An 18,114-nucleotide genomic window follows, 5' to 3' on the forward strand; every position below is an offset into this window, starting at 1 on the left:
GACGGGTCCGACCTGCGGCGCCTGGCTCGTGGTCGGCGGGGGCAACCGCCGGCCACCTGTGGTGTGAGTGCCCGCACTGGCGTGTGGCTGGGCGGCCAGGGCTTGGCGGCCCTGGCCGTTCGGGCTCGTTATCTCTGCAGGGGCAGCGGGAACCGTTCGGTGTCCCGCAGCACCGCCGCCGCGGCTCCCAGGACGACCACGCTGTGCTCGTCCAACGCGCCGACGACGACCGGAGGCAGCACTTCCCCGGCGTGGATCGCACGCCGGGCCATCGACTCCCGCAGGGGAGCCAGCAGGATCTCGCCCGCCGGTGCGAGGTTTCCACCGAGGACGATCAGCTCGGGGTCGAGCAGGTTGTACATGTTGGCGGCGGCCAGGCCGATGTGCCGCCCGGCGTCGGCGATGACGCGCCGGCAGCCCACGTCGCCCAGCTTCGCCATCTTGATCACGTCGGCGATGGAGAGCCGGTCGTGGTGGCTGCGCCACAGTTTCCGGGTGATGGAGTCGGCGTTGGCGAGCGTGTTGAGGCACCCGCGCCCGCCGCACCGGCAGACCTCGCCGTTCTCGTCGATCGTGGTGTGGCCGAGCTCGCCGGCCGTGCCGTTGGCGCCGACGTAGAGCGCGCCGCCGAGGATGAACCCGACGCCGATGCCGGACGCCGTGTAGACGTAGGCGACGTCCCGCATGCCGCGGGCGACACCCCAGGTGGTCTCGGCCAGCGCGGCGAAGTTGGCGTCGTTGCCGACCAGCAGCGGCAGGCGCAGCACGCCGGCCGCCGTGGCGTAGGGGTTGACGTTGACCCAGGGCTTCAGCGTGGTCGCCCGCCCGTTGACGCCCGTGTTGCGCTGGATCGGGCCCGGCATCGCGACCCCGACGCCGAGCACGCGGTCGCGCCCGATGCCGAGCCGGTCGAGCATCCGCCCGACCAGCGTGGCCGCCGTCCCGAGCGTGGCCTCGGGCGGCGTGTGGTCGTCCATCGGCACGGCGTCGTGCAGGAGCAGCTGCTGGGCGGTGTCGCAGACCCCCGCCCGGACCACGCCGTTGGCGATCTCGAGGCCCACCGCCACGCCGAGGTCGCCGTTGAGCCCGACGAGCGTGGGCGGCCGCCCCGTGCCCGTACGCCGCTCGGCGTCGGACACCTCCGTGATCGTGCCGTCGTCGAGCAGTTCTTCGATGACGCTCTTGACGGTGGAGCGCGACAACCCGATCTCGGCGAGTGCGCGCCGGCTCTGCGCCCCGCGCTCCCGCAGCGCGCGGACCACCCGGGCACGGTTGGCCGAACGCTGCGCGGACGGGACGGGAGACGACATCGCACCTCCTCCCTCGGGTGCGACCGAGTATCGAGTCCTATGCCGATAGCAGTCAATACTCCACCGTGTTTCCGCGAAAAAGCGGTCCTATTAAGACTGGTCCAGTCAAAACACAGCGGCACCGGCTCTCAGCAACGTCCCAGGCGGAAATATCCTCCTCAACCGGCCAAACCGGGCATGCTGGTCGCGCCCCCTGTGTCGAGAGAGGACGTCATGCCGTCGCCCCACCAGCAGTCCCGGCTCCGCTCCGCCCTGACCCACGACGTGCCCGCGTCGGTGGTGGTGTTCCTGGTCGCCATCCCGTTGTCGCTGGGCATCGCCGCGGCGTCCGGTGCGCCGCTGTTCGCGGGCCTGCTCGCGGCCGTCGTCGGCGGTGTCGTCGCGGGCGCGCTCGGCGGCGCGCCGCTGCAGGTCAGCGGGCCGGCCGCGGGCATGACCGTCATCGTCGTCGGGACGGTCGCACAGTTCGGCTGGGCCGGCACCGTGGCGATCGTCGCGATGGCCGGCGCCCTGCAGGTCGGCCTCGGCCTGTCCCGGCTCGGGCGGGCGGCGCTCTCGCTGTCACCGGCGGTGGTGCACGGCATGCTGGCCGGCATCGGCGTGGTGATCGTCATCGGCCAGGCGCACGTGGTGCTCGGTGGCACGCCGCTCAGCTCACCGCTCGCGAACCTGCGCGACCTGCCCCAGCGGATGCTGGGCCACCACGACGCGTCCGTGGCGATCGGCGTACTGACGATGGTCATCCTCCTGGTCTGGCCTCGGCTGGTGAAGGTCTCGCTGCTGCCGGCGGCGCTCGTGGCGGTCGCCGCGGCCACGGCGGTGTCGACGATCGCCGGCCTGGACCTGCCCCGGGTCTCGCTCGCCGCCGCCCAGCTCACCTTTCCGCGCTGGCCGGACGCGCCCGTCGCCGAGATCGTGCTGGCCGCCGTCACGATCGCGCTCGTGGCGAGCGTCGAGTCGCTGCTCTCCGCGGTCGCGGTCGACAAGCTGCACGCCGGGCCGCGCGCGAACCTCGACCGGGAGCTGGTGGCGCAGGGCACCGCCAACATGGTCTCCGGCGCGCTCGGCGGCCTCCCGGTCACCGGCGTCATCGTGCGGAGCTCCGCCAACGTGGCCGCCGGCGCGCGGACCCGCCTCTCCACAGTGTTGCACGGGCTCTGGCTGGCCGTCTTCGCGCTGGCCTTCACGGACGTCCTCGAGCTGATCCCGATGTCGGCGCTGGCCGCCGTGCTCGTCGTCGTCGGCATCCGGCTGGTCAGCCTCGCCCACCTGCGCACGTACGCCCGGCACCGGGAGCTGCCCGTCTATCTCGTGACGGCCGGCGGCGTGGTGCTGACCGACCTCATGCTCGGCGTGACCGCAGGCATCGGTGTCGCGCTCGGGCTCACCCTCTACCGGCTGGCCCGCTGCGACATCCGGAGCACGGAACGCGAGCCGGGCCGCTGGCTGGTCACCGTCACGGGCACGCTGGCCTTCGTCGCCGCGGGCCGGCTCACCCGGGAGCTGGGCGCGGTGCCGCCGGGGCAGTCGGTCGACCTCGAGCTGCATCTCGACTACCTCGACCACGGCGCGTTCGAGGCCATCGAGCAATGGCGCCAGGCGTACGAGCGCGGCGGCGGGCAGGTGCGGGTGCAGGAGACGCACCGGGAGTGGCTGCACCGCGCGCGCTCGGGCCGGTTGGGCCACGGCAAGAGCACGCCCACGCACGTACCACGCTTCCTGGCGTCCTGGTCGCAGTGGCAGGCGGCCCACGCGGCCGACGGCCGACCGGCACGGGCGATGGCGGCGGGCATCGACGAGTTCGAGCGCACGGTCGCGCCGCTGGTCCGCCCGCACCTGGCCGACCTCGCGGCCAACGGCCAGCGACCACAGCAGCTCTTCATCACCTGCGCCGACTCGCGCCTGGTCCCGAACCTCATCACCGCGAGCGGCCCGGGCGACCTGTTCTGCGTACGGAACATCGGCAACATCGTCCCGCCGCACGGCGCGGGCGACGACTCCGTGGGCGCGGCCGTCGAGTACGCGGTGGACGTGCTCGGCATCACCACGATCACGGTCTGCGGCCACTCGGCCTGCGGCGCGGTCCGCGCCCTGATCGCCGGCTCGACCACACCGGACGCGGCACTGGGCCGGTGGCTGAGCCACGCCGGCGCGCCACCCGTGACCGGCGAGCCGGACGCGGACGTGGAGCTGCGGCACTGCCAGGCCAACGTCCGGCGCCAGCTCGACCACCTGCGCACCTACCCGAGCGTCCGGGCGGCACTCGCCGCCGGCCGGCTGCGCCTGGTCGGCATGTACTTCGACATCGCGGAGGCCCGGATGCACGTGCTCGACGACGCGGGCGAGGCCGTCGGCACGCGTTGACATGGAAGCTCTTCCAGGAACCCGCTACGCCGGCGAGTGCCGAGGTCAGTCGGCGAGGGCGGTGTGCACCGAGGAGACCGCGCTCGCGCCCTCGCCGACGGCCGTGGCCACCCGCTTGATCGAGCCCGCGCGGACGTCGCCGACCGCGAACACGCGCGGCGCGCTCGTCTGGTAGGGCAGAGCCCCCGCGCCGTCCGTGCGGACGAAGCCGTTGTCGTCCTTGGCCACGCCCGCCAGCCAGCCCGACACCGGCTCGGCGCCGATGAAGCAGAACAGCGCCCGCGACTCCAGCTCTTCCCGCTGCCCGCCGGCCCGCTCGACCACGATCGACCTCAGCGTGTCGTCGCCCGCCAGCTCGCGGACCGCGGTGCCGGTGTGCGCCCGGATCCGGGCATGCGCGTGGATCCGCTCGGTCAGGTAGGACCACATCCGCGCGCCGAGGTCGGCACCGCGGACGACCAGGTCCACCGTGGCGCCCCGGCCGGCCAGCGAGAGCGCCGCCTGGCCGGCCGAGTTCGCGCCGCCGATGACCGTCACCGGCCGGTTCTCGTACTCCCGCACGTCCAGCTCGGTCGCGGCGTAGCGGATCGCGCCCGCCTCCTCGAACGCGGACCAGCGCGGGATGTCGAGCCGGCGGTAGCGCGCGCCCGTCGCGACGATGACCGCCCCGCAGCCGATGCGCTCGCCGCCGGCCAGCACCACGGCCGGGCGGCGCGCGTCGCGCAGGTCCAGGCCGGCCACCGCGCACGGCGCGTAGATCCGCACGCCGAACTTGAGCGCCTGCACCATCGCCAACCGGGTCAGGTTCTCCCCGCTGATGCCCTGTGGGAAGCCGAGGTAGTTCTCGATCCGGGCGCTCTTGGCGGCCTGGCCGCCGAGTCCGGTGCGGTCGAGCAGCACGGTCGACAGGCCCTCGGAGGCGCCGTAGACGGCGGCCGCCAGCCCGGCCGGGCCGGCGCCGACCACGACGAGGTCGGCCGGCGGCCCGTCCGACCGATAGGTGAGGCCGAGGTGCTCGCCGACCGTGCTCGGGGTGGCGCGCCGCAGGGTGGTGCCGGCGATGGTCGCCGCGGGAAGCTCGTCGGCGCCGACCCCGGCGAGGCGCATCAGCGTGCGCCCGGAGTCCGAGGCCGCGTCGAGCAGGGAGTGCGGCAGCAGCAGTTGGCTCAGGTAGGTGCGCAGCTCCAGTGTCTCCGCGGCGTCCGGCCGGCCGACGATCTCGAGGACGTCCCCGGCCGCCGCGCGGATGACGTCGCGGCGCTCGCGGAACGCCGCGAGCACGATGTCGGCGACGTCGACCTGCTCGGCGAGGGCCCGGCGCAGCATCGCCGACCCGAGCCGGACGACCGCGCCGCCCTCCACCACCCGGGCCGTCAGGTGGACGTGCTGACCGGTCAGCAGGTTGAGCTCACCGACGAAGTCGCCCGGGCCGGCGTGGAAGATCAACCGCTCCGGCGCGATCGCCGTCGGGTCGCGGAAGATCTCCACGCGGGCCGAGTCGAGCAGGAAGAAGTCGTACGTGCTGTCGCCGGTGCGGAAGAGATGGTCGCCGGTCTCGACGAGCTCGTGCTCGCCGTAGGCGGCCAGGCGGCGGAACTGGTCGGGGTCCAGAAACGGTCCGCGCGGTGCCGCGCCGCCCTCCGCGTCGTCCACAATGGTCGACCCTACCAAGCCGGACGCCTCGCGATGCCGGGACGCGACGGCACCGCGAAGTCAGCGGCAGAACGGGGCGCGACCCATCGCGGACTCGATGCCGCCCAGGACGTGCGCCATGAACTGCTGGTCGCCGGCCATCGGCGCGTCGGTCCACGCCTCCACCGCATGGCCGAGCGTGGTGACCCAGGACCGCCCGCCGTCGTAGTACTGGCACCACGACACCGGGTGGTCGCGGCCGTGGCCGGGGTGGCCGCTGCCGCCCTCGGCACCGTCGGGCAGGGTCGCCTCGTCGACGCGGGCGAGGACGCGGACGTCGCTCGGGAACGGCACGAGGTTGTACCACTCGTCGGCGAAGTCCCATCGGGCCGGCAGCCCGGCCGTCGAGGCGTCCCGACGGCTGCCGGTCACCACGGTGCCCGGCTGGTTGCGGCCGTGGTCGTAGTAGTTGGCCCCGCCGAGCAGGCCCTCGTACCACTCCCAGTTGTACTCGGTGCCGAACGCGTTGTGGATGCCGACGAAGCCGCCGCCACCGCGGACGTACTGGCGCAGCGCGGTCTGCGCCGGGTCGTCGAGCGCGTCGCGAGTGGTGCTCATGAAGATGACCGCGTTGTAGCGGAACAGCCGCGACGGCGACGAGAGCTGGGTGACGTCCTCGGTCCAGTCGACGGCGAAGCCGTGCTCCGCGCCCAGCTCGACGAGGGCACTCTGGGCGGCGTGGGCCGGCGTCAGGGGCGGGTTGAGCCCGGCGGGCAGCGCCGGGCCGAGGTGGGCGTGCCGCGGGCCGGCGGTGCGGCTGTAGACGAGCACGCGGTAGCCGTCGGCGGCCGGGTCGAAGTTGCCCCAGTCGTGGTAACAGGCAGGGTTGGTGCCGCGGCAGACGCCGTAGTCGGGGTCGCCCAGGTGTTGCGCGCCGGTGTCCTTCGGACGGGGCGCGGCACGGTCGGCCGCGCTGGGCAGGGAGGCACCGGCGAGCAGGATGGCGGTCAGGGCGGCGCCGATCGTGGCGGCGAGGACGGTGTCGCGTCTCACGGGCATGGGTTGCTCCTTCGTCAGGAAGGTCCCTCGTACGTGGGTAGGACGGAAGGGGGCATCGGACCCTTGTTGCGCCGGCCCTGGCCGGCCTCTTCCCAGGCGTGGGCGAGGATGCCCACGCTGCGGCTGAGCACGAACAGGCCGCGGGCCAGTGGCGGTGGGAAGCCCAGCTCGCCGTAGACGACGGCGGTCAGTCCGTCCACATTGATCGGTACGGGACGCGCCCGGCCGATCGCCAGGTTCCGCTCGACCGCCTCCGCGGCGCGCAGGTACGCGCCGTCGACGTGTCCGCCGGCGGCAGCCTCCCGGACCAGGTCCAGCAGCGGCGCGCGGCGCGGGTCGACGGTGTGGAACCGGTGCCCGAAACCGGGCAGGTAGCGCACCCGCCGGCGCCAGCGCGACACGACCTCGGCGGCGGCGCCATCGAGGTCCGTCCCATCGCGCCGGGTCACCTCGGCGAGCATCTCCATGCACTGCTCGCCGGCACCCCCGTGCACGTCGCCGAGCGTGTTCACGCCGCTGGCGATCGCGCCGTTGAGCCCGATGCCGCAGGTGACGGCCATCCGCGCGATCGCGATCGACGGTGCGTGCGGACCATGGTCGACCGAGCTGACGAGCGCCGCCTCGAGGAGCCGCTGCTGGCCGGGCGTCGGTGCGGAGCCGCGCAGCAGCAGCCAGATGACCCCGGCGAAGCTGGTCGTGCCGATCAGCTCCTGGATCGGCCGGCCGCGCAACTCGATGACGTCGGGTTCGACGCGCGAGACGGCCGTGGCCCACCAGTCCGACACGTCCTGGACGCTCGGCTCGCCGCTCATCGGGTCGACACCTCGTCCGTGGCGGCGCCGACCCGCCCCGGATTGTGCTCGCCCAACAGCGGCGGTGGCGCCATCGGTCGCAGCGGCACGCCGTTGACGTGCACGCCGTTGCCGCTCACCCGCAACGTCCGATCGGGATGGCCGGGAAACGGCAGGTCGGTGAAGAAGCCACGGACGCGCAGCTGTTCCAGCCCGACGGCCTGCGGAACGGTCAACACCCGCGCGGCCGGGACGCCCGCCCGCGACAGCAGCTCCTCCCACTCCAGCGCGGGGCGGCGGCGCAGCGCGGTGTTGAGCTCCCGGTTGAGCGCGACCCGGTGCGCCTTGCGGGCCTCGCGGTCCGCGAAGCGCCGGTCGTCGACGAGGTCGGGTCGCTCGACGAGGCGGCACAACACCTCGAACTGCTCCTGGCGGTTGGCGGCGATGTTGAGCGCGCCGTCCGCGGTGTCGAAGGTTCCCGAGGGCGCCGCGGTGGCGTTCTGGTCGCCCATCGGCTCCGGGGCGACCCCGCTGACCAGATAGTTCGACGCGGCCCAGCCCATGGCCGACAGCGACGCCTCCAACATGGACACATCGAGGAACACGCCCTCGCCGGTCCTCGCCCGGCCGGCGAGCGCGGCGCAGATGGACATCGCGGCGACCAGGCCACCGACGGAGTCGGAGACGGGAAAGCCGACCCGCAGCGGGGCGGTCTCGGGCGTACCGGTGATGCTCATCATCCCGGACAGGCCCTGGATGATCTGGTCGTAGGCCGGTGCCTGGCTCATCGGCCCCGTCTGGCCGAAGCCGGAGATCGCGCAGTAGACCAGGCGTGGGTTCAGCGCGTGCAGGACGTCCCACCCGTAGCCGATCCGGCCCAGCACACCGGCCCGGAAGTTCTCGAGCAGCACATCGGACTCTCGGAGCAGCTCCTCGAAGGCGGCCCGGTCGCCCGGCGCCTTCAGGTCGAGCTCGACCGACTTCTTCCCGGCGTTCTGCGCGAGAAAGGAGGCACCGATGCCGGCCCTGTTGAGGCCGGGGTCAGGCCCGAGGTTGCGCGCCAGGTCGCCGTGGCCCGGTTTCTCGACCTTGACGACCTCGGCCCCGAGCAGCATCAGGTGGTAGCTGCAGTAGGGACCGGCCAGCACGTTGGTCAGGTCCAGGATCCGGATGCCACGCAGCGGTCGATCGTCCATGCGTCGCCTCTCGCTCGTCGGCGCCGGCCCGGGTCCGACCTGCCGGTCGGCGCTCCGGATTCGGCACCGGCTATTGCCAGGGGACCCGGCCGCCCGTACGTTACACGTAGTCCATAGAACGGTCCAGAAGGGCCGCGTGGTGGTTCGACGTGAGGAGCGGGATGCCTGCCGGTGTCAACCAGGACGTGGCGCGCGTCGGGTGTCTCGTCGCCGGTGAGTGGCGGACGGACGGACCGGTCGCCGAGCGGGTCGGCCCCTGGACGCGTGCGGTCGTCAGCGCCGCCCGGCAGGCGGGGCCGGACGACGTCGCGGACGCGCTGGCCTACGCACGGGGCGCGGCGCGGGCGGTCGCGCGGATGTCGCCGGCGGCCCGCGCCGCGGTGCTCGACCGCGCCGCCGAGCGGGTCCACGGCCGGCGCGACGAGCTGGCCCGGCTGCTGGCGCTGGAGCTCGGCAAGCCGGTCAAGGACGGCCGCGGCGAGGTCGACCGCGTGGCTGACACGTTCGCCGTGGCCGGCGCGGAGGCCCGGCGCGTCGGCGGCGAGGTGCTCCCGGTCGCCGGCTGGCCCCGGGGCGTCGGCAACACGGCGCTGACCCATCGGGCGCCGGTCGGCGTCGCACTGTCGATCACCCCGTTCAACGCTCCGGCCAACCTGCTCGCGCACAAGCTCGCGGCGTCCTTCGCGGCCGGCAACACCACTCTGGTCAAGCCCCCGCCACAGGCGCCGGCCACCTCCGCCGCCCTGGTCGCGTTGCTGCTCGACTGTGGCCTCCCACCCGAGGCCGTGCAGGTGCTGCACGGCGACGGTGCCGTGGGCGCCGCGCTCTGCGCCGCGCCCGAGGTCGGCGTCATCAGCTTCACCGGCAGCGCGGCGACCGGGGCGGCCGTGGCCCGGGCGGCCGGCGCCAAGCGGCTCGTCCTGGAGCTCGGCGGCAACGCCGCGACGATCGTCTGCGCGGACGCCGACGTGGCGGCGGCCGCCCGCGTCTGCGCGGTCACGGGTTACAGCAACTCCGGTCAGAGCTGCATCTCCGTGCAACGGGTCTATGTGGAGCGCACCCGGTACGACGAGTTCGTCGAGGTCTTCACCCGCGAGGTGGAGAAGCTCGCCGTCGGCGACCCGCTCGCGCCGGCCACCGATGTCGGCTCGATGGTCGACGACGACGCGGCCGAGCGCGTGGTCGCCTGGGCGCGCGAAGCCGCCGCGGCCGGTGCGACCATCACCACCGGCGGCCGCCGCGAGGTCGCCAGCATGGCGCCCACCCACCTCCGCGTGCCGGTGGGCACCACCGTCACGTTCGTCAACCACCCGGGCAACGCGGGCGAGCGCGGCGTCACCCAGTTCTTCGAGGGCCTCTTCGACGTGCGGCTGGCCCCGGGGCAGTCCTTCACCTTCACCTTCACGCGGGCGGGGGAGTACTTCTTCAACGACCCGGGCAGCCCCCGGTCGACCGGCAAGATCGAAGTTCTTCCGTGAACGACCGGCTGTCGATCCTCAATGGACCCAACCTCGACATGCTCGGCCGCCGCGAGCCCCACGTGTACGGCCGGGTGATCCTCGCGGAGATCGAGAAACGCTGCCGCGCGCTCGCTCGCGAGCTCGGCTTCGCGCTGTTCTTCGGACAGTCCAACCACGAGGGACAGGTGGTCGACTGGCTGCACGAGGCGTACGACGACGGCGCCGCCGTGGTGCTCAACCCGGCCGGGCTGTCGACCCGCTCGGTGGCCGTGCTCGACGCGCTCAAGATGATCGAGCAGCCGGTCGTCGAGGTCCATCTGACGAACGTCTTCGCCCGCGAGCCTGTCTACCACGGCGACCTGGTGACGGCCCGCGCCGCCGACGCCTTCGTCGCGGGCTTCGGCGCCACCGGCTACGAGCTCGGCATGCACGGCGTGCGCGCCCTGCTCGACGGGCAGCCGCCATGAGACTGGGCATCGTCGGCTGCGGGAAGATCGCCCGCAACCACGTCCGCGCCCTGCGCGGGATACCGGGCGTGGAGGTCGCCGCGGTCGCCGACGTCGACGTCGTGCGCGCCGCCGCCTTCGCCCGGGAGCACGGCGTCCCGCGCGCCTACGGCGACGTCGACGACATGCTGGCCGGCGGGCTCGACGCGGTCACCGTCTGCACCCCGCACGGCGTGCACGAGGCCAACGTGCTGGCGGCGGCCCGGCACCGCACCCACGTGCTCTGCGAGAAGCCGGTCGCGCTGACGGTCGCCGGGGCGCGCCGGATGGTCGCGGCGACCTCGGCGGCCGGCGTGCGGTTCGGGGTGCTCTTCCAACGCCGGTTCTGGCCCGCCGCGGCGCGGATCCGCGCCGCGCTCGACGCGGGCCGGCTGGGTACGCCGATCGCCGGGGGAGTGGTCGCGCGGTTCAACCGTGACGCCGACTACTACGCCGAGCCCTGGCGTGGCCGGTGGTCGACGGAGGGCGGCGGCGTCCTGATGACCCAGGCGATCCACCACGTCGACCTGCTCCAGTGGTACATGGGTCCGGCCCGCCGTGTGATCGGCCGGTGCGCCACGCTCGCCCTGCGCGACGTCATCGAGGTCGAGGACACGGCCGGGGCGATCGTCGAGTTCGCGTCGGGCGGGATCGCGACGATCCACGCGGGCACCACCTTCCGGCCCGGGCTCGGCGCGCAGGTGTGGGTGACCGACGCGGCCGGCCGTTCCGCGGGCCTGAGCGAGTTCCCGGAAGGCGTCGCGTTCACGGACCTGTCCACGGTCGGTGGTGAGCGGACGCTCGCCGCCGGCCGCCCGGGGCCGGCGATGAGCGACCTGCCGCTGGCCGAGATCCACGACCACCTCGCGCCCCACCACGCCACGCAGATCGAGGACTTCGTCAGCGCGCTGCGCGACGACCGCGAGCCGGCGGTCACCGGAGGTGACGCGGTCCGCTCGCTCGAGATCGTCGAGGCGGTCTACCCCTCGTCCCGCACCGGCACCTGGGTGGACATCGCCGACGACCGGGAAACACCCTAGGCGGCCGTCAGGTAGCGGACGATCAGGTCGCCGCACATCGTGCGGTAGTGGTCCGTGCGCGCCGGGTCCACCAGGTCGCGGCCGAAGATGGTGCCGAAGGTGTGCCGGTTGGCGACGCGGAACACGCAGAAGGCGCTGATCATCATGTGGACGTCGATCGCGTCGGCGTCGGCCCGGAACAGGCCCTCCTGCCGGCCGCGGCGCAGGATGTCCTCCAGCAGCGCGACGATCGGCCCGCCGAGGTCGACCATCTCGACCAGTTCCTTGACGTGCTCGGCGTTGTGGATGTTCTCGATGGTCACGAGCCGGATGAACTCCGGGTGGGCCCCGTGGTGGTCGAAGGTGACCTCGGCGATCCGGCGCACGGCGTCGACCGGGTCGAGATCTTCGAGGTCGACCTGGCGCTCGGCTGCTCTGATCCGCGTGTAGGCCCGTTCGAGCACCGCGATGTAGAGCTGCTTCTTGCCGCCGAAGTGGTAGTAGATCATGCGTTTCGTGGTGCGGGTCAGCGCCGCGATCTCGTCGACCCGGGAGCCGTCGTAGCCGTTGGCGGCGAACTCGGCCGTCGCGACGTCGAGTATCTCCGCACGGGTGCGGGCGCTGTCGCGTACCCGTTCCGGGGCGTCCGCGGTCCGCGGTGCTGCCATCGCATCCTCCGGCTCGGCTCTTGACTTCGGGTGGTCGTGGTGGCTAACTAACGTACCAGTTCGTATAACTAGCGCCGACCGCACGCGGGGAGGTGACCGAGTGCGCGGACGAGCCGGGCGGTGGTCAGCGGCCGTCGCTGAAGGGGTGGGCGAAACCGCGCTCCGACAGTTCCCGCGCGATCTGCTTGAGATCCGCCGCGAACTCGGCCACCCGGTCCTCCGTGAAGCGGATCGTCGGCCCGCTCAGGCCCAGCGCCGCGATGACGCTGCCGGACTGGCCGAGAATCGGCGCCGCGACCGCGGACAGGCCGTCCTCGCGTTCGCCGTGGCTCTCGGCGTACCCGCGCACCGCGGCCTCGTCGATCCACTCCCGCAGCCGCCTGACGTGACCCGGGCCGTAGGGCGAGCTCCGGGCGATGCGTTCGAGCAGCGCGGGAGGGGCGTCGCGGAGCAGCACCTTCGCCGACGCGCCGGCCCACATCGGCAGTTCGTCTCCGACGTGGACGACGTGCCGCAGTGGCTGGGGCCCCTCCTGCTGCGCGATGCAGACCCGGTAGATGTCGCGCGCGACGTAGACGTTGACGGTCTCCCGCCGGCGGGCCGCCAGGTCCCGCATGACCCGCTGCGTGTCGGGGGGCAGCTCCCAGCTCCGTTGGGCGAGGTGGGCCCAGCGCCAGAGCCCCGGTCCGGCCATGTAACCGCTGGGCGTGGCCCAGAGCAGGCCGCTCTGCTCGAGCGTCGAGACCATCCGCAGCACGGTCGTCTTGGCGAGGCCGGTGGCGTCGACGATCTCGCGGATCGAGATCGCCGGCCGGTCGGGGGTGAGCAGGCCGAGGATGTCCAGCGCGCGCTGGACGCTGCGGACACCTTGCTGGTCAGCGGTCTCCACCTGGACACACCCTCCTCACGCTCCGCGTCATGGTACCGGCCGGACCGAAGGGCGGTGCGGGGGCCGGAAGGCGGGCGGCGCCGCGGTTTTCACGCATGCGTAACGGTCAGGACTCAATGCCTTGCCACGGACGCGGCCGGCACGTAGTTTACAGCCAGTCCACGAGACGGTTCGTCTGGTCCGCCTAGTGGTTCGTCAGTTCTTCGCCTCTCGGTGTCCGCGGCTGTCGGTGGCGGACACCATCCCCTTTGGAGAGTGAAGCCGTCGTGCGCACGCACCGTTCGAAGGAATGCCGATGACGGCCGACCCGGTCCCGGTCGCGTCGGATCCGGCCGCGGGCAGCCTCGAGCCGGCCCGGCGGCCGGAACCGGCGGTCCTGCGGGTCTGGGCCTCGGCGGAGCTGGCCATCGCCTGCGCCGCGCTGGTCGTCATCTTCGTCAGCGTGCTCTGGCAGGTGGTGAGCCGTTTCGTGCCGGCCCTCAACTGGCCGGGCGTGAGCGAGCTCGCCGGCTACTCGCTGATCGCGCTCACCTTCATCATGGTCGGCTACCTGATCGGCAACAACGGCCACATCACGATCCAGATCATCGACTACGTCGCCAAGGGGCGGGCGCTCGTCGTGGTCAAGGCGGTCTCCGCCGCCTGCACCGCGGTCATCTGCGCCCTGCTGGTCTGGGAGGCGTTCGAGCTGATCCAGGCCTATCCCAGCCGGCGGACCGCGGCCCTCGGCATCCCGATCTCGATCCTGTACGCGTTCCCGCTCGTGGGGTTCGCCTCGGGGGCGGTGCGGGCCGTCGTACGCGTCTTCTACGCCAACCGGGACGACGTGACGTTCGACGCGGCGGAGGCACGATGATCCTCGAGCTCTGGATGGTCGGCGTCGTGATCGCCTTCCTCCTCCTGATCCGGGTGCCCGTCGGCCTCGCCTTCCTCGGGCCGAGCCTGTGGTGGGCGCTGGCGGACGGCACCTCCAGCGGCTTCGCCCTCAAGACCACGTTCGACGGGCTCAACAGCTTCCCGCTGCTCGCGGTGCCGCTGTTCATCCTGGTCGGAGTCATGGCCAACCGGCTGGGCATCGCCGACCGGCTCTACGAGTTCTGTCTGGCGGCCCTCGGCCGCGTGCGCGGCAACCTCGCGTACGTCAACGTCGGGTCCGCGGTCGGCTTCTCCTGGATGAGCGGATCCGCGCTGGCCGACGTCGCCGGGCTGGGCAAGATGCAGATCCCGCAGATGGTCAAAGCCGGCTACCCGTTCAGTTTCGCCGCCGGCCTCACCGCCTCGTCGTCGCTCATCAGCCCGGTGATGCCGCCCAGCATCCCGGCGGTCATCTACGCGGCCACGGCGACGGTCTCCACCGGCGCGTTGTTCGCGGCCTCCGTCGTGCCGGCGTTCATCATGGCCGCGGGGCTCTGCGCGTACATCTTCTTCTGGACCGCCCGTCGACGGGACCTCGGCACCGTGCCGTTCGACCGCCGGCGCTTCGTGCGGGCCGCCGTCGGCGCCATCGGACCGGGCCTGACGCCGGTCATCCTGCTCGGCGGCATCCTCTCGGGACTGTTCACGCCGACCGAGGCGGCCTCCGTCGCCGTGCTGTTCATGCTGGTCCTCGGCGTGCTCTATCGCACGGTCAAGGTGCGGGTGCTGCTGCAGTCGTTGCGGGAGACCGCGGTCATCACCGGCGGCATCGCGCTGATCCTCGGCGCGGCGGCGTTGCTGGGCCTCATCCTGACCCGGGCCCACGTGTCCCGGGACGTCGCCGAGTTCCTGACGTCGGTGTCCGACAGCCCCGTGGTCTTCATGATCCTGGTGAACCTCATCCTGCTCGTGCTCGGGGCCCTGATCGACGCCACCGCGATCATCCTGGTCACGGTGCCGGTCCTGCTGCCGATCGCCACCGACCTCGGTGTCGACCCGATCTACTTCGGCGTCGTGATGATCATCAACCTGATGATCGGCCTGCTGACCCCGCCGGTCGGCAGCGTCCTCTACATCACAAGTTCCGTCACCGGGCGCCCGGTGGACCAGGTCTTCCGCGGCGTGGCGCCGTTCCTCGTCCCGTTGGTCGCGGTCCTCGTCCTGATCACCGCCTTCCCCGACCTCGCCCTGTGGCTGCCCGGCGTGCTCGGGTTCTGAGCCCACGGGCGGAAGCCGTCTCTGTCCGCACAAGAGAGGTAGACCCATGCATCGACAGTCAGTCGGCTGGCGCCGGACCGTCGCGGCGCTCGCCCTCGCCCTGCCCGTCGCCCTGACCGCCGCCTGCACCACCCAGAACAACACGGCGCCGTCGGCCGGCGAGAACCCCCAGCTGACCATCAAGATCGGCAGCTCGCAGCCGGAGAGCCAGCCGAACTTCTACTGTGGAATGAAGCTGCTCAAAGAGCGGGTCGAGGGGCAGAACCTCAACCTGACCCTGGACCTGTTCCCCAACAGCCAACTCGGGCCCGACGCCGAGCGCTTCGCCGGCGTCCAGGCCGGCGACATCGACATCGACCTGCAGGGCGGCTCGGCCATGTCGACCGCCTTCCCGAAGATCGGTGTGCTCGACGCCGCGTACGCGTTCAACGACATCGACCACTTCTTCAAGTGGGTCGACTCCAACGGCAAGGACTTCTTCACCGAGTTCAACGGCGCGACCGACACGACCATCGTCGACGCCTGGTACTTCGGCATGCGGACGTTCACCGCGACGGCGCCCATCCGCAAGCCGGAGGACCTGGCCAGTCTGAAGATCCGTTTCCCGAACACGCCACAGTTCCTGGCGAACGCGAAGGCCCTCGGCGCGAACGCCGTGTCGATCGCCCTGGAGGAGCTCTACCTCGCGCTGCAGCAGGGTGTCGCGCAGGGCCAGGAGAACCCGGTCGTGGCGACGCACGCCCAGAAGTTCGACGAGATCCTCAAGGTGGCCAGCCTGACCAACCACCAGGTCGGCACCCACTACGTGGTCGTCTCCGACAAGACGCTCGACAAGATGAGCCAGCCGCAGAAGGACGCGCTCTTCACGGCCATCCACGACATCCGCGCCGAGAACCGCACGTGCGTCGACGACGAGACCGAGAAGGTGCTCGACGGCTGGCGGGGTGAGTCGGGCCGGACGGTCGTGGAGATCGACCAGGTCGACCGTGCGGCGTTCATCGCCAAGGCCGAGGCGCATTTCACCAGCTACTACAAGGGTGCGGACCTCGAGCTCTACAAGAGCATCCGGGCGACCGCGGGCTGACCGGCGACACCAGCACGGAGGGCCGGCGGCGACGCCGGCCCTCTTCCTTACAGGAGGCATCGTGACGTCCGTCCTGATCGGACTCGTCGGTGACGGCATCCAGCGGTCCCACGCCCCGCTGCTGCACGAGCGGGAGGCTGACCGGCAGGGCATCCGCCTGCTGTACACCACGATCGACAGCCGGGTACGCGGGCTGTCCCGCGCCGACCTCCCAGGGCTCCTGCGATGGGCGCGGACGCTGGGCTACCGCGGGCTGAACATCACCCACCCGTTCAAGCAGGCGGTCGCGGGACACCTCGACGAGCTGTGCGGCGACGCGGCCGTCCTCGGCGCGGTGAACACCGTGGTCTTCGACGAGGACGGCACCCGCGGCCACAACACGGACGCCTCCGGGTTCCGGCGCAGCTTCGTTCGTTCCTTCGGCGACGCGCCGCGGGACCGGGTCGTCCAGCTGGGCGCGGGCGGAGCCGGCTCCGCCGTCGCGTACGCGTTGCTGGTCCTGGGCGTCGGCCGGTTGACGCTCGTCGACACCGACGGCGCACGGGCCGAGCGGCTCGTGGACACGCTGGCCCGGGAGTTCGGCTGCGACCGGGTGGTGGCCGCGGCACCGGACCGCGTCTCCGCCTTGTTGGCGGACGCGGACGGTCTCGTCAACGCGACCCCGGTGGGCATGGCGCACAGCCCGGGCGCACCGGTCCCGGAGAGCGACCTGCGCGCCGGCCTGTGGGTGGCCGACATCGTCTACCGGCCGATCGACACCGCCCTGCTGCGCGCCGCCCGGGCCGCGGGTGCGCCGACCCTGCACGGCGGCGGCATGAGCGTCTACCAGGCGACCGCGGCGTTCGAGCTGTTCACCGGCCGGCCGGCGGACGCCGACGCGATGCTCGGCCACTCGCCGGAGCTCGTGGAGTCCGGCCGCTAAGCCGCGGCCTTCCGCGCGGTGTCCAGGTAGTCACGGGCCGCCGTCACGGCCAGGCGGGCGTGCTCCTTCGCGCCGACCTGGGCGACCAGCATCGCGCGCGGGATCTCCAGGGCGAACGGCAGGCCGGGCGGCAACGCGTCGAGGATGCCACGGACGTCGATGCCGCCCTCGCCCGGGAACAACCGCTCGAACCGCGCCGTGTGGATGAGCTCCTCGTTGGTGGGCGGCACGCCCGGCGGCGCGTCGCACACGTGCACGAAGTGGAACCAGTGCGCGGGAAGCTGGCGGAGGTCGGCCACGCTCGAGCCGGACCGCGCGAAGTGCAGCAGGTCGACCAGGATCCCGGCGTTGGGCTGGTCGGCACCCCGGAGCACCCGCACCGCCTCGCGCAGGTCCGGTGTCTCGGTCCACGACGGGAACTCGAGGTCGACCGTGAGGCCGAGCGGCCGCGCCAGCTCGCACAGGCGCACGAAGCGGTCGACCTTGCGCGCGCGGTCCGGGTCGGGCAGTTGCGCGATGACGTGCCGGGCGCCGAGGTCAGCGCCGGTCTCGAGGAACCGTTCGAAGTCGCGCGGATCCTGGTCGGGACTGATCCGTGCCAGCTCGATGTCGAGAACCTCGATGCCGGTGGCGGCCAGCCGGGCCTTGGTCGACCGCATGAGCGCCGGGTCGGTCGCGAGTGGATAGTGCGGCTCCTGCGGGGTGACGCGGGTCAGCCGCAGGCCGACGTAGCGGTAGCCGGCGTCGGCGGCCGCGTCGACGAGCTCGGGCGGCGAAAGGCTCAGCGCCGTCAGGTGGGCCAGCGAGTAGTCGTGCCGGCCGTTGTCCGCGACCGCCGGTGTCTCGCGCAGCGCCAGCAGCCGGCGTTCCCGGTGTGCCGCCATCCGGACCGGTGCGCTGCCCGGGTCGCCGTGGCCGCGATAGCCGTCGACGCGTTGCACGACCGCGAAGAACAGGCGCGAACCGAGCATCTCCGTGTAGAAGTGGAGGTAGGCGCCGGTCTCGTCGCGGTCGTAGAGGATCGAGAGCTCCCGCAGGTCGGCCAGCAGGTCGGCCGGGAGGTCGAGCCGGGCGTCGAGGTCGGTGTAGTAGTTGTCGGGGA

Annotated in this window: 16 protein-coding genes; 8 read left to right on the forward strand and 8 right to left on the reverse strand. The window is 72.5% G+C overall.

Annotation, left to right across the window (positions count from 1 at the left end; all coding sequences use genetic code 11):
- Positions 1-128: 128 nt before the first annotated feature.
- Positions 129-1,310 (reverse strand): ROK family transcriptional regulator, encoded by a 1,182-nt coding sequence (locus Asi02nite_RS26875; protein WP_203716699.1) that lies wholly within the window; start codon positions 1,308-1,310, stop codon positions 129-131.
- Between the two features lie 213 nt (positions 1,311-1,523).
- On the opposite strand from Asi02nite_RS26875, the gene Asi02nite_RS26880 reads away from it, so the two are divergent.
- Positions 1,524-3,674: a bifunctional SulP family inorganic anion transporter/carbonic anhydrase gene (locus tag Asi02nite_RS26880; RefSeq protein ID WP_239127127.1), complete on the forward strand. Its 2,151-nt coding sequence runs from the start codon at positions 1,524-1,526 to the stop codon at positions 3,672-3,674.
- Positions 3,675-3,719: 45 nt separating this feature from the next.
- Here the strand turns inward: Asi02nite_RS26880 and Asi02nite_RS26885 are convergent, their stop codons facing one another.
- The 4 genes from Asi02nite_RS26885 to Asi02nite_RS26900 are packed head-to-tail and all read right to left on the reverse strand — an operon-like array spanning position 3,720 to position 8,352.
- On the reverse strand, positions 3,720-5,327 hold the full coding sequence (locus tag Asi02nite_RS26885; protein ID WP_203716701.1) for an FAD-dependent oxidoreductase: 1,608 nt from the start codon (positions 5,325-5,327) through the stop codon (positions 3,720-3,722).
- Positions 5,328-5,387: 60 nt separating this feature from the next.
- Entirely contained in the window at positions 5,388-6,365 is a 978-nt protein-coding gene (locus Asi02nite_RS26890; protein WP_203716702.1) for a ThuA domain-containing protein, read from the reverse strand.
- A 14-nt stretch (positions 6,366-6,379) separates the two neighbouring features.
- Positions 6,380-7,177 (reverse strand): citryl-CoA lyase, encoded by a 798-nt coding sequence (locus tag Asi02nite_RS26895; RefSeq protein WP_203716703.1) that lies wholly within the window; start codon positions 7,175-7,177, stop codon positions 6,380-6,382.
- A complete protein-coding gene (locus Asi02nite_RS26900) occupies positions 7,174-8,352 on the reverse strand; it encodes a CaiB/BaiF CoA transferase family protein (protein WP_203716704.1) in 1,179 nt (392 codons plus the stop codon). The genes Asi02nite_RS26895 and Asi02nite_RS26900 overlap by 4 nt, the downstream gene beginning before the upstream one ends.
- Positions 8,353-8,513: 161 nt before the next feature.
- Here Asi02nite_RS26900 and Asi02nite_RS26905 point away from each other — a divergent pair, with 161 nt between their 5' ends.
- From Asi02nite_RS26905 to Asi02nite_RS26915, 3 genes are read left to right on the forward strand one after another with little or no spacing between them, the layout of a single operon-like run.
- On the forward strand, positions 8,514-9,830 hold the full coding sequence (locus Asi02nite_RS26905) for an aldehyde dehydrogenase family protein (RefSeq protein ID WP_203716705.1): 1,317 nt from the start codon (positions 8,514-8,516) through the stop codon (positions 9,828-9,830).
- Complete coding sequence (locus Asi02nite_RS26910) at positions 9,827-10,279, forward strand: type II 3-dehydroquinate dehydratase (protein WP_203716706.1); 453 nt, start codon at positions 9,827-9,829, stop codon at positions 10,277-10,279. The genes Asi02nite_RS26905 and Asi02nite_RS26910 overlap by 4 nt, the downstream gene beginning before the upstream one ends.
- On the forward strand, positions 10,276-11,337 hold the full coding sequence (locus tag Asi02nite_RS26915; RefSeq protein ID WP_203716707.1) for a Gfo/Idh/MocA family protein: 1,062 nt from the start codon (positions 10,276-10,278) through the stop codon (positions 11,335-11,337). Before Asi02nite_RS26910 ends, Asi02nite_RS26915 begins: the two co-directional genes overlap by 4 nt.
- On the opposite strand, the gene Asi02nite_RS26920 is transcribed toward Asi02nite_RS26915, so the two are convergent.
- Both Asi02nite_RS26920 and Asi02nite_RS26925 read right to left on the reverse strand, forming a co-directional pair.
- Positions 11,334-11,984 carry a TetR/AcrR family transcriptional regulator gene (locus Asi02nite_RS26920; RefSeq protein ID WP_203716708.1) on the reverse strand — a complete coding sequence of 217 codons (651 nt, stop codon included), beginning with the start codon at positions 11,982-11,984 and terminating at the stop codon, positions 11,334-11,336. The genes Asi02nite_RS26915 and Asi02nite_RS26920 overlap by 4 nt on opposite strands.
- Before the next feature lie 124 nt (positions 11,985-12,108).
- Positions 12,109-12,873: an IclR family transcriptional regulator gene (locus tag Asi02nite_RS26925; RefSeq protein WP_203716709.1), complete on the reverse strand. Its 765-nt coding sequence runs from the start codon at positions 12,871-12,873 to the stop codon at positions 12,109-12,111.
- A gap of 295 nt (positions 12,874-13,168) precedes the next feature.
- Between Asi02nite_RS26925 and Asi02nite_RS26930 the strand changes: the two genes are divergently transcribed.
- The 4 genes from Asi02nite_RS26930 to Asi02nite_RS26945 all read left to right on the forward strand — a co-directional run bounded on the left by Asi02nite_RS26930 (position 13,169) and on the right by Asi02nite_RS26945 (position 17,012).
- Complete coding sequence (locus Asi02nite_RS26930; protein ID WP_203716710.1) at positions 13,169-13,729, forward strand: TRAP transporter small permease; 561 nt, start codon at positions 13,169-13,171, stop codon at positions 13,727-13,729.
- Complete coding sequence (locus Asi02nite_RS26935; RefSeq protein ID WP_203716711.1) at positions 13,726-15,006, forward strand: TRAP transporter large permease; 1,281 nt, start codon at positions 13,726-13,728, stop codon at positions 15,004-15,006. The genes Asi02nite_RS26930 and Asi02nite_RS26935 overlap by 4 nt, the downstream gene beginning before the upstream one ends.
- Positions 15,007-15,052: 46 nt before the next feature.
- Positions 15,053-16,090 (forward strand): TRAP transporter substrate-binding protein DctP, encoded by a 1,038-nt coding sequence (gene dctP, locus Asi02nite_RS26940; protein ID WP_203716712.1) that lies wholly within the window; start codon positions 15,053-15,055, stop codon positions 16,088-16,090.
- Positions 16,091-16,151: 61 nt separating this feature from the next.
- A complete protein-coding gene (locus tag Asi02nite_RS26945; protein ID WP_203716713.1) occupies positions 16,152-17,012 on the forward strand; it encodes a shikimate dehydrogenase in 861 nt (286 codons plus the stop codon).
- Here the strand turns inward: Asi02nite_RS26945 and Asi02nite_RS26950 are convergent.
- Positions 17,009-18,114, reverse strand: a 1,106-nt coding sequence (locus Asi02nite_RS26950; protein ID WP_203716714.1) for a TIM barrel protein, incomplete at its 5' end; no start/stop codon positions are given. The genes Asi02nite_RS26945 and Asi02nite_RS26950 overlap by 4 nt on opposite strands.

The organism is Asanoa siamensis (assembly GCF_016862555.1).
In the GTDB taxonomy this organism is placed as follows: Bacteria; Actinomycetota; Actinomycetes; order Mycobacteriales; family Micromonosporaceae; genus Asanoa; species Asanoa siamensis.